A 12,742-nucleotide genomic window follows, 5' to 3' on the forward strand; every position below is an offset into this window, starting at 1 on the left:
TCCCTCTTCGAATAATTATTTATAAAACAGAATTTTTATACAAACATATTCAAAAAAATTTGTATTATGAAGTAATTTTTGTTTGGCTAAACGCTTCTTCAATGATATGAATCGCTTGGTCCAACTCTTTTTTTGTTACAGTTAAAGGAGGCAGCAATCGTACCACATGCGGTCCTGCTCCCAGTGCTAGCAATCCTTTTTCACGCATAGCTGCAAGCAATGCTGACTGATGTTCTCCGCATTCAATTCCAATCATAAAACCTTTTCCACGAACATCGGTTACAAATGAATAATCTGCTAAGCTATTTTTCAAAGCATTGGTAAAATAAAGGCTTTTTTCTGTAACCTCTGCCAAAAATGCTTCATTAAAAATAATGTTTAAGGTTGCTTTGGCTGAAGCTAGTGCAATTGGGTTTCCTCCAAAGGTTGTTCCGTGAGTACCAGGTCCAAATGCTTCTTTGAGATATCCTTTTCCAATCATCGCACCAACCGGCATTCCGCTTCCTAATCCTTTAGCTGCTGTAATAATATCTGGTGAAACGTTAAAATGCTGATAAGCAAATGGTTTTCCTGTTCTGCCGATTCCAGTTTGCACTTCATCGACTATAAACAGTGCTTCATGCTTTTTACACAGCTCTTGAATGGTTAATAAAAATGCTTCGGTTCCTGGAACCACTCCGCCTTCTCCTTGAATGACTTCAACCATAATTGCTGCTACGCTGTCGTCCATTTCTTGTTTTAATGCTTCTTCATCATTGTATGGCACGTAAACAAACTCATTAACAAGAGGACCGAAGCCATCATGAATTTTTGCCTGCCCTGTAGCTGTCATTGTAGCAAATGTACGTCCATGAAATGATTTTGTAAACGTAATAATTTTGTATTTTTGTGTGTATTTACGCGCTAATTTAATCGCCGCTTCGTTGGCTTCTGCACCGCTGTTACAGAAAAATACTGCATCACCGTTTGAGTGTTCCACAAGCTTACCTGCTACGTCTTCTTGAATCGATTGATGAAATAAATTTGACACATGCCACACTTTATTTAACTGCTCTTCGACCGCTTTTTGAACATCAGGATGACGATGACCTACGTTACAAACAGCGATACCTGAAATAAAATCTAAATACTCATTTCCTTTGTTATCTATTAATTTTGTTCCTTGCGCCTCTTCCACATGGATATCAAACCGTTGATATGTTGGAAACAATGAACTCATCGCTATCTTCTCCACCTTTTCCACTATATTTAATTGCTGTACCAATCAGCTTCCCTTCCTTATCTAAAAATCCATCAGTTCCGCTAATAATATGAACTTCTTCAAGCAAAGGAGATAACGCATTTACCGCTGATGTTACTTTCGGAATCATTCCGCCGTAAATTACTTTTTCTTCAATAAGTGCATCAATCTCTGACTTTGTAAGCTCAGGAAGCAATGCTCCATCCTTTAACACACCTTTTACATCGGTTACAAACATTAGCTTTTCAGCATTTACTGCTTGTGCAACGGCTCCGGCTGCCACGTCAGCATTAATATTATAGCTATTACCTTCTTCATCTGCTCCAATGGAAGAAACAACTGGAATATACTGACTGTCAGTTAGTTGTTTTAATAATGTATCGTTTACGCCTTTTACTTCTCCAACGTAACCTAGACGTTCCACATCAATTGCCTCTGCTTTAAGCAATAATCCATCAATTCCTGATAGTCCTACCGCTTTTAAGTTCGCTTTTTGTAGATCTTTTACAAGCTGCTTATTAACCTTGCCTGCTAATACCATCGTCACAACTTCTAATGCTTCTTTGGACGTTTTTCGAAGCCCATCTACAAATTCCGTTTCAATGTGAAGTTTGGTAAGCGTATCTTGAATATCAGGTCCGCCTCCGTGCACAACAATGATCTGATATCCACTCGCTTTTAACTGCTGAATACTTTCAAAAAAAGCGCTTGTTAACTGATTGACAATGCTGCCTCCGCATTTTACAACGACGATTTTTTCATTGCTCATTTCACTCTCTCCTTACGTTCGATAACTGGCGTTGATTTTGACGTAATCGTAAGTCAAATCGCAGCCCCACGCTTTGCCAATTCCATTTCCCTGCTGCAAGTCAACATAGACTTCGACCGTATCACTTTCTAAATAAGCCTTTGCTTCTTCTTCACTAAATGAAACAGGCTGACTGTTTTCTAACATCTGGATATTGCCTAACGAAACATTCACTGTTTCTGGATTAAGCGTTACTCCGCTGTACCCAACTGAACAAATAATTCGTCCCCAATTGGCATCGGCTCCATACATGGCCGTTTTCACTAGGTTCGAGCCCACAATTTGTTTAGCAATCACATTTGCTTCTTCGTTTGTATGAGCCCCAGATACGTTTACTTCAATTAGTTTTGTTGCTCCTTCACCGTCGCGTGCAATTTGTTTGGCTAAATCTTCACACGTCAAGCGCAGTGCTTCATAAAACGAATTCCATTCAGGATGATCTGGTGTAAGCGACTGGTGATCAGCTTTTCCATTTGCTAAAACAACAACCATATCATTCGTCGATGTGTCACCATCCACTGTAATTTGATTAAAGCTTTTATTTGTAATAGAACCTAGCGCATCTTGTAACACTGAAGCTTCAACCTTAGCATCCGTTGTGATAAAGCTAAGCATCGTAGCCATATTTGGGTGAATCATGCCTGATCCTTTCGCTGTGCCTCCAATGGTAACTACTTTGCCGTCAATTTTTGTTTCATAGCAAGCTGACTTCATCACTGTATCTGTTGTTAAAATAGCCGTTTGAAATTCTTCTGCTTTTTCTTTGTTCGACGAAGGACTTAACAACCCAATGCCTTTCACGATTTTTTCCATATCTAGAAGCTCTCCAATTACGCCTGTAGAAGCTACTGCTACATGATGAGGTAGGATATTAAGCTCTTTTGCACATGTATTTCGCATTTGGTATGCATCTTTTAATCCTTGTTCTCCCGTACATGCATTTGCACATGCGCTGTTCACAACGATCGCTTGCAGCTTCTGCTCCACTGCTACACTTTCTTTTGTAACAGCTAAAGGCGCTGCTTGAAAGGCATTAAGCGTGTAAACAGCTGCGCAATTAGCTGGCACATCGCTTACAATAACTCCTAAATCTTTTTTAGCATAACGTAAACCAGCATGAACACCGTCTGCTGAAAAGCCTAGCGGCGTTACAATTGTACCGTTCTCTATTTTCTTTATCTTTTCTTTCGTTTGTTTAACCGTAATCACTATACGTTCCCTCCTGCTTTTATCGTGATTAGTGATGCTGTTGACTTTATGGGAAGACAGGCAGTAGTCCGATACCCGCTTGCTGTTCAAATCCCATCATGATATTGGCATTTTGAATGGCCTGACCGGCTGCCCCTTTTACTAAGTTATCAATGACAGAAACGATCGTGACACGCTTTGTTCGTTCGTCAAATGTAATACCGATATCGCAATAATTTGATGCACTTACTTCTTTAGTAGAAGGAAATTCACCAGCTTTTCGAACGCGAACGAACGGGGAGTTTTGATATGTATCTACATATAGCTGATGGAGCTCTTGTACTGAGCTCTCTTCAGAAAGTTCAGCGTATATTGTACTCATAATCCCTCGCGTCATTGGAACTAAGTGCGTACTGAACGTAACATGGCCAATTTCCTCATCCCACTTTTCTAAAATAGATTCGATTTCTGGGATATGCTGATGTTGATTAACTTTGTATATTTTCATATTTTCATTGATTTCAGCATAATGAGCCATTTGCGAAAGACCGCGCCCTGCTCCTGAGATTCCGGACTTTGCATCAATGATAATAGAGTTTGGTTTCACCATTTGTTTACTAACGAGGGGAGCTAGCCCAAGCAGTGTAGCTGTTGGATAACAACCCGGGTTCGCAACGAACGTACTGCTTTCGACTTCGTCTGCAAACCATTCTGATAATCCATACACAGACTGTTGTAAAAATGCTTCGGCTGCAGCAGGCTTTTTGTACCATTTTTCATAAAGTGCTTCTGTTTTTAATCTAAAATCTCCAGATAGATCTACCACTTTTATTCCTTCTTCTATTAATTGAGGTACAAGTTTGCTAGAAACACCGGAAGGAGTTGCTGTAAACACTAAATCTAATTCTTCAGCCATCTTCTTAGGGTTTATATCTTGCAGCGTATATACAGTATTAGAAAGGTGAGGATAAACCTCTGCTAGTTCCATCCCATCCTGAGAGGATGAATAAACTGCATAAACATGAAAATGTGGGTGATTCGCTAACAAACGAATCAGTTCTACTCCTCCATACCCTGTTGCTCCAACAATTCCTACCTTGTATTCTTTCATTTTAAAACTCCTTTTTCCACGTATCTATTTGAATTATTTATCATTATAATACCGTATAAAAATAAAATCAAATGAATATTTAAAAAATCGAACACTTTATTCTATATTTTTAAACATTTTTATTTATTCATAAGTTTTTATTTTTATAACTATCTTTCTATTTTTGTTTAGAAATTGTTCACAGATAGTTTTGGAAAACACTGGTTGTTTTTGTGTATAATAAGAGTATCGATAAAATCATCCGTATGAGATTTTTTCATACGGCTAGTGGACGTACAGCATATACAGACTGTTCTAACTTAATAGATTAATAAGTAACAGTCGCAAAAATTTTAATTAAAAGGTGATAACATGATGAACATCACAACGGATTCTTTTTCAAATGAGCTGCAGCAATTTTTTATGAACTTTGATCATAAAATTTCGTTTAAAAAAGGTGACTTTCTCTTTCAAGAAGGTTCACCTTCAACTCATTTATTTTTTATTACGTCAGGGGCCGTGCAAGTAGGTAAAGTGACGCCGGAAGGACGCGAACTGACGCTTCAGCTGGCGAGTTCAGGAGACTTAATCGGGGAAGTCATGCTGTTTTGCGGATCTACTCCCCATATGCTCCAAGCAAAAGCCATTGAACCTTGTACGGCAATCAGTATTCAAAAACGGTTGTTAGAAAACGAACTAGCACAATACCCTGCTCTTTCTATGGAGTACATGAAGTGGATGGGACTCCAAATCAAGCGAATGCAGACAAAGTTTAGAGACTTAATTCTAAATGGAAAAAAAGGTGCTCTCTACTCTACTCTGATCCGCATGTCTAATAGTTTTGGAGTAATGAAGCCAAATGGTATTTTATTAAACGTAACGTTGACAAATCAAGAAATCGCCAATCTATGCGGGACATCTCGAGAAGTGGTCAATCGCATGCTCGCTGAGTTGCGAAAAAATGAAGTGATTTCGATGGCAGATGGAAAAATCATCATTCATAAGCTCTCTTTTTTAAAGAAAGAAATAGACTGTGAGGACTGCCCTTTGGAATTGTGCAGAATTGAATAAGAAAAAAAGCCATCGTTGATGGCTTTTTTCTTATTGAACACCTAATGCAATTTTAGCGTAGCGCGTCATTCGATCTTTATCCCATGGAGGATTAAATGTGATATTCACTTCTACATTTTCTACTTCTTCAAGAGAAATTAATTGTTTTTTCACTTGTTCGCCAATCACACCAGCCAGCGGGCAGCCAATAGAAGTTAACGTCATCGTCACGATAACCGTGTTGTTTTCTTCCATTTCTACACCATACACTAAGCCTAAATTTACGATATCAACGCCAAGCTCTGGATCAATTACTTCTTCTAGTGATTCCATGATTTTATCTTCTAACTGTTTATCCATATTCATTCTCCTTTCTCTTACTTCCGTAATTATCTTCACGTATTAAATATACCCTTAAACAATTTATCGTAAGCAATCAATAACTATGTCTTACACCGTAACAAGACAGCTTTTGCATGTCAATCGTTCTGCTTTGCTCCTAAGGAAAAGTTGTGTAAAATATGGGAATACAAGCATGAATATTAGTAGAATTCAATATAATCGTATAACTACTTCAATTTAAAAGGAGCCCTATATGAGAAACGATCAACACTTAATCGCCTTAGATCTGGATGGAACATTGTTAACGAATGAAAAAACCATTTCACCTACAACAAAACGGGTATTAGAAAAAGCCAAACAAGAAGGACATATTGTAATGATTGCAACTGGTAGACCTTATCGTTCCAGTGCTATGTATTACAGCGAATTAGATTTATCCACGCCTATTGTAAACTTTAACGGAGCGCTTGTTCATCACCCCCTTCAGCCTGATTTCGGCACGCATCACGAACCTTTAAACCGCCGCACTGTCCATGACATTGTGACAGCTATGCAAGACTATCGCATCAACAATATCATGGCAGAAGTACAAGATGACGTGTATCTTCATTTTGAAGATCGAAAATTAATGGATGTACTTAGCCTAGGGGATCCTAAATTACAAACGGGTGATTTGCGTCATACGCTGCAGCACGACCCAACGTCTATTTTAATTCACGCAGATGAAGAACATGTACAAGATATACGCTCTCACCTTTCAGATGTTCATGCAGAAGTACTAGAACATAGACGCTGGGGAGCACCTTGGCATGTCGTTGAAATTGTAAAAAAAGGACTTAATAAAGCTGTAGGTCTTGAGCGCGTAGCTAATCATTATCAAATTCCACGCGAACGAATTATTGCGTTTGGAGATGAAGACAATGATTTTGAAATGATTAAATTTGCAGGACACGGTATTGCCATGGAAAATGGTATTAACGAATTAAAACAGCTAGCGCGTGAAGTAACAAAATCGAATGAAAATGATGGTATTGCTTATTATTTGGAAAAAACATTAAATTTATAACTTAGCTTTTTTTGAAAAGCAAGGTAAATTTTTATCGCTATCATTTTTTTTATTTAGCACACACTATAACCGACACTTCTTAAGGTGTCGGTTTTATTTATATTACGAGGAGGAATTTATGATGGGCAGAGGCAATCGATCAAAACGTTTTGTGAAACAAGGTGCAGACGCAGTTCAAAAACATGATGAACGAATTCCTTATCATATGACTATGGCAGAGGCAGAAGCATTTCAAGCTCAGCAGCGCCAAACTCCTCATGGAGGACAGTAACTTATGAAAAATTCACTTTTTGGTCAAGTAAAAGATGCGATTCGAAATGCAGTATCCGGCCATTCAGAAGATCAGCTTCATCGTCAAAAGCACGGCAACGGTGAACTTGATATTTCAGAAGGCGTATTAAATAGTATTGCTTCTAACGCTTCTCCTGAGGAGCAAGAGCAGCTGAAGCAATTCCAAAACTCATTGCATCAAGCGTATGATACAGATGGAGAATCACATTCACAAGAGAAAAGCGCAGACATTACGTCTGATACGCTGTCTCACATCGTTCAGAATGCTTCTTCCGAAGAGAAGGCACAGCTTGAACAGCTTCAAAGCACTTTAGAAGGCGGTCAGTCTCACGCTCACGGTAAAGCTCATGCGTCCAGTGAAAGCGTAGCAGCTGATATATTATCTCATGCACAGCAAAATGCTTCTCCTGAAGAACAAGCTCAGCTTGAACAGCTTCAAAGCACTTTAGAAGGCGGTCAGTCTCACGCTCACCGTGAATCTCACACGTCTAGTGAAAACGTAGCAGCTGATATGCTGTCTCATGCACAGCAAAGCGCTTCTCCTGAAGAACAAGCTCAGCTTCAGCAGCTTCAGAATACATTAGGAGCTGCTGGTCAAAATCATCAAACGTCTCAGGCTCATACGTCTGCAGCTTCTGATGAAAACATTGCAGCTGATATGCTGTCTCATGCGCAGCAAAATGCTTCTCCTGAAGAACAAGCTCAGCTTCAAGAACTTTCTAATGACTTAAAAGGCACGCATTAATAAAAAAGAGTCCAGGTAATGAATACCTGGACCTTTTTTAATCCTTGCGAAACAAACCAAAGATTCCCGTTGTCTGAACGATATTGGTAAAAGCTTTAGGATCTACCTCTTTAATCACTCGCTCCAAGTCAAATAATTCATATCTGGTCAAAACAATCATTAGCATTTCTTTATCTTCGTTTGTAAAGCCGCCTTTAGCCGGTACCGCCGTAATCCCTCGCACAAGTTTGGCGTGAATCGCCTTTCTTAGCTCCACTCCTTTTTTCGTTACGATCATTGCTGTGAGTTTGACATGACGCGTATGAATAACATCAATGACGCGAGTAGTTGTATAAAGCGTCACAAGCGTATAAAGTGACTTCTCAGCACCATATAAAAGACCTGCTAGCACGATAATAATTGCGTTTAATATGAACATATAAGTGCCAATTGGTCGGTCCTTTACTCGAGACAAAATCAGGGCAATAATATCGAGCCCACCAGTTGAAGCTCCAAATTTCAACGTAATTCCTACCCCTACCGCTAAAATAACGCCTCCAAAAACTGCGTTAAGGATGATGTCTTTAGAAAGTGCTTGAATAGGAATAATTCCAAGAAACAAAGTTGTTGCAGCAACGCTGATAAAGCTGTAAACAGTAAATGACTTCCCAACTTTTTTCCACCCTAAAATAGTTACAGGAATGTTTAACAACAACAGCAGCACTCCAGTGGAAATAGTAAAAGGGGTGTAATCTGTCACGATACTCGAAACAAGCTGCGCTACTCCTGTAAAGCCGCTCGAATATACATTAGCAGGTATCAAAAACAAGTTGAGCGCAAGCGCATTCAATAATGCTCCTACTAAGACGACTATCGCTTTTTTTGTTTCAAGCCACATATTCAAATGACCGACCTCCGCTTTTTTAAAACTTCTTACTCTCCTATACCCATTTATAAAATGAATAAAGTCAGCATCTTTAAAATAGTTAGTACATATAGTATGTACGATTTGGCAGAATTAAAAAAACTTATTCAAAAATTGTATTTTCCTCAAAGTGCTTATACACTAATACTATGTCGTATATAACGCTTCTCAATGTTTATACATCAAATTCATTTAATATTTTATAAATGCAATTAGGAAGGTGACATTTATGTCAATTAAACTTTTAACCGATAGTGCAAGCGATTTGCCTTTATCCTTTTTTCAAGAAAATAACGTTGGCTTTTTACCACTTCGCGTAAGCCTGGATAATCAAGAATTTTTAGATCTACAAACGATTGAGCCAGCTTCTGTCTACGAAGCCATCCGTAAAGGCAAAATGCCAAAAACATCTCAAGCGGCTCCAACTACTACGTATGAAGTCTTTGAGAACATAGCTAAATCAGGTGATTCGTGCATTTATTTAGCTTTTTCTTCAGAATTATCCGGTACATACCAAACAGCAATGATGATTCGAGAAGAACTCCTAGAAAAGTATCCCGATTTCCAATTAGAGATAATCGATACGAAATGTGCATCTCTTGGCCAGGGAGTAGTTACTTATTATGCAACACAATTACTACAACAAAACCTCTCACTAGTCGAGATGACAGAAAAAATAAAACAATACGCGCTGCATATGGAACATATTTTTACGGTCGATGACTTAGATTTTCTTGCTCAAGGAGGACGCGTGAGCAAAGCTTCTGCTTTTGTAGGAGGTCTGCTTAATATTAAGCCGCTGCTTCATGTGGAAGATGGAAAACTGATTCCAATCGAAAAAATCCGCGGCCGTAAAAAAGTATTTAAGCGCATGCTTGAGGTAATGGAAGAACGAGGAAAAAGCCTCTCTTCTCAAACCATTGGAATCAGCCATGGAGATGATTTAGAAACAGCTCTTCAGCTGAAAGAGATGATTCAAGAACGTTTTGGAACCAAACATTTTATTATTAATATTATTGGTGCAGCCATAGGTTCTCACTCTGGCCCAGGGACGATTGCAGTCTTCTTTTTGAACGAAACCATCGAATAATTTAAAGAGGTCAGGGCATTCTAAAGGTACGATCAAAAAGGGGTGTATCACAATGCCAAAAACGAGCGATAACGATAAAAAAGCAAAAGATAATAACGCAAAGCTTCACGAAAAGAATCTGCAAGCTAAGCATAACCGTGAGCTTGGAAAACATTCATTTTCTAAAAAAACTGATCACTTATAAAAAGAAGCCGCTGAATTTTCAGCGGCTTCTCCTTTTAGTTTTCTTCTTTTTTAAAATATGTCCATCCTTCTTCTTGATAAACTTTTCCTTCTTTCATCAGTTTACCAAGCGCACGTTTGAACGCAGCTTTACTCATATTAAAGCGCTCGCGAATATCTTCCGGATAGCTTTTATCCCAAAATGGCATAACGCCACCGCGGCTTTCCATGTAATCGTATAGTACTTGTGCATCTTCATCCATGCTTTCTTGCTTGCGCGGAAGAAGCGATACGTTTAGCGTTCCGTCTTCTTTTACATTAATTACGCGGCCTGTTACATACGTCCCAAGCTTTGGTTCTTTGCGTCTCTCGCTTTCATGAATAAATCCAACATATCCTTCATCTGTCATAATAAATGAACCTACGCGCAGTACGCGATAGATGTATCCGCGCACTTCACGATTAAAAAGTTCGGGCGGAGCATCTAATGCCATTGCTTTCATCACATCGTCTGTAGCAATTTTCCCGTACATCTTACCGCGCTTTGAAATCTTCATTGTACAGTAAACCTTGTTTCCGACTTCTGGCCACAGATCTTCTAGGGCAGGTAAGTCTGTTGAACCAATTAACATATCTTTGTTCATGCCGATATTTACAAACACGCCCAAACCTGGATTAACATCTACGACCTCGACCCACTCATAGACACCTTCTTCAACAAGAGGTAAGTGCATCGTTGCCGTTAAACGGTCATGCTGATCAAGGTATAGAAAAACTTCTACTTCTTCTCCTTCAGCAAGTTCTCTTGTTGTTTCATTTTTATGTAGCAAAATTTCTTCTTCACCTTCTGCTAACATATAACCAATCGGCGTTTCCCGGTTTACTGTTAAATACGCTTTCATCCCAGCTTCTACATTCATCGTTCTATCCATCCTTTATATAAATTAGTAGTGACTATTCCGTCACCACATACCTTCTCACTTTGCATCGAACAGCATTTTAAATTTCAAATCAACTTAAATGCATGCATTGTTTAAAAAAGCTGCTTCTATAGCTTACAACAAAAAGCATAACTTGTATTGTATCAATTACCGGCTCTCTATTCAATATCAGTTGTATACAGTTTGTGTTTTATTTATAATAAAAGAACAAACTCTTTACATATGGAGGTTATTATGGCTAAAGATAGTTCATTTGACATTGTGTCACAAGTCGATTTATCAGAAGTAACAAACGGCATTACCATGGCAACAAAAGAAATTAAAACCCGCTACGATTTTAAAGGCAGTAAAAGCGAAATCTCGCTTGAAAACGAAGAGCTTGTTCTTATTTCTGATGATGAATTTAAGCTTGAACAGTTAAAAGACGTACTGATCTCCAAGCTTATTAAACGCGGCGTACCTACACGCAATATCTCATATGGAAAAATTGAGAACGCCTCTGGAGGAACGGTTAGACAACGTGCCAAGCTAATTCAAGGTATCGACAAAGACAACGCTAAAAAGCTAAATACGATTATTAAGAATACCGGTTTAAAAGTAAAAAGCCAGATTCAAGATGATCAGCTTCGCGTAAGCGGTAAAAATCGTGATGACCTGCAGCAAATCATTTCAGCTATTCGCAGCGCTGATTTACCTATTGACGTACAATTTATTAATTACCGCTAAAAAAATGGATGCTCCGGCATTCATTTTTTCTTTTAAAGCCTTTTTTTATTCGTTCAGGCTTATTCCTATGCATAGATACACTTTCTTAACAAATACTAGTATACGCTTTACATACTCATATTAATTAAGGAGTGTATACCAATGAATCAAAATCAAAAACAAAACTTCCCTCCTCAGCATCAGCAAACTCAGCCAGGTATTGAGAAAGATATGCACCCAATCCCTACCTCTATCGCTCCAGATTATAAGGCAAGCGGAAAATTACAGAACAAAGTAGCTGTTATCACCGGAGGAGACAGCGGTATCGGACGTTCTGTCGCTTATCATTACGCTAAAGAAGGCGCAAATGTTGTCATAACCTACCTTAATGAACACGATGATGCAAATGAAACCAAAAAACAAGTTGAACGAATGGAAGCTTCTTGTTTGTTGCTTGCTGGTGACATAGGAGATGAGCATTTTTGTCAAGAAGTCGTCTCAAAGGCCATTCAGACTTTCGGAAAAATAGACATCTTAGTCAATAATGCTGCTGAACAGCATCCTCAAAAAAGTATTACGGATATCACGACTGAACAGCTTACTCGTACGTTTCAAACGAATATTTTTTCAATTTTTCATTTGACCAAAGCTGCATTGCCTCATTTAAAACAAGGAAGCGCTATTATTAATACAACGTCTGTGACAGCTTACCATGGGCATGATCAGCTGATTGATTACTCTTCAACCAAAGGTGCTATCGTTGCTTTTACACGTTCTTTATCAGCTTCGCTCGCAACAAAAGGCATTCGCGTAAACGGCGTAGCTCCGGGACCCATTTGGACACCTCTTATTCCGTCTACGTTCGACGAACAGCAAGTTGCGACATTTGGGTCTAATACACCTATGAAACGGGCAGGACAGCCTTCTGAGCTCGGACCAGCCTATGTATACTTGGCAAGCTCTGATTCTTCTTATATGTCCGGGCAAGTTCTGCACATTAATGGGGGATCCATTGTAAACGGATAACATTTCTCTTCGGTCATTCATTTATTTTTATGTGGAAACACTATCAGAATTCAGCTATTTTTGTTTAAATAGAGATATGAACACCGCTAAAGGA

General features: G+C 38.8%; 15 protein-coding genes. 8 read left to right on the forward strand and 7 right to left on the reverse strand.

The annotated features are described in order from the left end of the window. Positions 1 to 64 precede the first annotated feature (64 nt). The 4 genes from ACFX40_RS05705 to argC are packed head-to-tail and all read right to left on the reverse strand — an operon-like array spanning position 65 to position 4,347. Positions 65 to 1,219, reverse strand: a complete 1,155-nt coding sequence (locus ACFX40_RS05705; protein ID WP_377254413.1) for an acetylornithine transaminase — start codon at positions 1,217 to 1,219, stop codon at positions 65 to 67. Further along, positions 1,185 to 2,009, reverse strand: a complete 825-nt coding sequence (argB, locus tag ACFX40_RS05710; RefSeq protein ID WP_028407451.1) for an acetylglutamate kinase — start codon at positions 2,007 to 2,009, stop codon at positions 1,185 to 1,187. Before argB ends, ACFX40_RS05705 begins: the two co-directional genes overlap by 35 nt. A gap of 12 nt (positions 2,010 to 2,021) precedes the next feature. After that, a complete protein-coding gene (gene argJ, locus ACFX40_RS05715; protein WP_253352175.1) occupies positions 2,022 to 3,257 on the reverse strand; it encodes a bifunctional ornithine acetyltransferase/N-acetylglutamate synthase in 1,236 nt (411 codons plus the stop codon). A gap of 46 nt (positions 3,258 to 3,303) precedes the next feature. Beyond that, a complete protein-coding gene (argC, locus tag ACFX40_RS05720) occupies positions 3,304 to 4,347 on the reverse strand; it encodes an N-acetyl-gamma-glutamyl-phosphate reductase (RefSeq protein WP_098965962.1) in 1,044 nt (347 codons plus the stop codon). 351 nt (positions 4,348 to 4,698) lie between these two features. Between argC and ACFX40_RS05725 the strand changes: the two genes are divergently transcribed. Then, positions 4,699 to 5,397 carry a Crp/Fnr family transcriptional regulator gene (locus tag ACFX40_RS05725; RefSeq protein ID WP_028407448.1) on the forward strand — a complete coding sequence of 233 codons (699 nt, stop codon included), beginning with the start codon at positions 4,699 to 4,701 and terminating at the stop codon, positions 5,395 to 5,397. A 30-nt stretch (positions 5,398 to 5,427) separates the two neighbouring features. Here ACFX40_RS05725 and ACFX40_RS05730 read toward each other — a convergent pair whose 3' ends face one another. Continuing rightward, positions 5,428 to 5,736 carry a metal-sulfur cluster assembly factor gene (locus ACFX40_RS05730; RefSeq protein WP_013055384.1) on the reverse strand — a complete coding sequence of 103 codons (309 nt, stop codon included), beginning with the start codon at positions 5,734 to 5,736 and terminating at the stop codon, positions 5,428 to 5,430. A 235-nt stretch (positions 5,737 to 5,971) separates the two neighbouring features. Between ACFX40_RS05730 and ACFX40_RS05735 the strand changes: the two genes are divergently transcribed. The 3 genes from ACFX40_RS05735 (at position 5,972) to ACFX40_RS05745 (ending at position 7,820) form a co-directional block, all read left to right on the forward strand. Further along, positions 5,972 to 6,784 (forward strand): Cof-type HAD-IIB family hydrolase, encoded by an 813-nt coding sequence (locus tag ACFX40_RS05735; RefSeq protein ID WP_050691042.1) that lies wholly within the window; start codon positions 5,972 to 5,974, stop codon positions 6,782 to 6,784. A 121-nt stretch (positions 6,785 to 6,905) separates the two neighbouring features. Further along, the gene (locus ACFX40_RS05740; protein ID WP_013081728.1) at positions 6,906 to 7,055 is read left to right on the forward strand and encodes a hypothetical protein; all 150 of its coding nucleotides are present in this window, start codon (positions 6,906 to 6,908) and stop codon (positions 7,053 to 7,055) included. Positions 7,056 to 7,058: 3 nt separating this feature from the next. Further along, positions 7,059 to 7,820 carry a DUF3813 family protein gene (locus tag ACFX40_RS05745; RefSeq protein WP_028407446.1) on the forward strand — a complete coding sequence of 254 codons (762 nt, stop codon included), beginning with the start codon at positions 7,059 to 7,061 and terminating at the stop codon, positions 7,818 to 7,820. A 37-nt stretch (positions 7,821 to 7,857) separates the two neighbouring features. On the opposite strand, the gene ACFX40_RS05750 is transcribed toward ACFX40_RS05745, so the two are convergent. After that, positions 7,858 to 8,697 carry a YitT family protein gene (locus ACFX40_RS05750; protein WP_025749916.1) on the reverse strand — a complete coding sequence of 280 codons (840 nt, stop codon included), beginning with the start codon at positions 8,695 to 8,697 and terminating at the stop codon, positions 7,858 to 7,860. A 256-nt stretch (positions 8,698 to 8,953) separates the two neighbouring features. On the opposite strand from ACFX40_RS05750, the gene ACFX40_RS05755 reads away from it, so the two are divergent. After that, positions 8,954 to 9,814 carry a DegV family protein gene (locus tag ACFX40_RS05755; RefSeq protein WP_377254417.1) on the forward strand — a complete coding sequence of 287 codons (861 nt, stop codon included), beginning with the start codon at positions 8,954 to 8,956 and terminating at the stop codon, positions 9,812 to 9,814. Positions 9,815 to 9,866: 52 nt separating this feature from the next. Next, positions 9,867 to 9,998 (forward strand): DUF3941 domain-containing protein, encoded by a 132-nt coding sequence (locus ACFX40_RS05760; RefSeq protein ID WP_013055378.1) that lies wholly within the window; start codon positions 9,867 to 9,869, stop codon positions 9,996 to 9,998. A gap of 34 nt (positions 9,999 to 10,032) precedes the next feature. On the opposite strand, the gene ACFX40_RS05765 is transcribed toward ACFX40_RS05760, so the two are convergent. Then, complete coding sequence (locus ACFX40_RS05765) at positions 10,033 to 10,896, reverse strand: CvfB family protein (RefSeq protein ID WP_028407443.1); 864 nt, start codon at positions 10,894 to 10,896, stop codon at positions 10,033 to 10,035. Between the two features lie 255 nt (positions 10,897 to 11,151). On the opposite strand from ACFX40_RS05765, the gene ACFX40_RS05770 reads away from it, so the two are divergent. Together ACFX40_RS05770 and ACFX40_RS05775 are read left to right on the forward strand one after the other, a co-directional pair. Beyond that, complete coding sequence (locus tag ACFX40_RS05770; RefSeq protein ID WP_013055376.1) at positions 11,152 to 11,643, forward strand: YajQ family cyclic di-GMP-binding protein; 492 nt, start codon at positions 11,152 to 11,154, stop codon at positions 11,641 to 11,643. A 141-nt stretch (positions 11,644 to 11,784) separates the two neighbouring features. Further along, entirely contained in the window at positions 11,785 to 12,648 is an 864-nt protein-coding gene (locus ACFX40_RS05775; RefSeq protein WP_016763019.1) for an SDR family oxidoreductase, read from the forward strand. Positions 12,649 to 12,742: the final 94 nt, after the last annotated feature.

The organism is Priestia sp. YIM B13552 (assembly GCF_042787775.1).
In the GTDB taxonomy this organism is placed as follows: Bacteria; Bacillota; Bacilli; order Bacillales; family Bacillaceae_H; genus Priestia; species Priestia megaterium_E.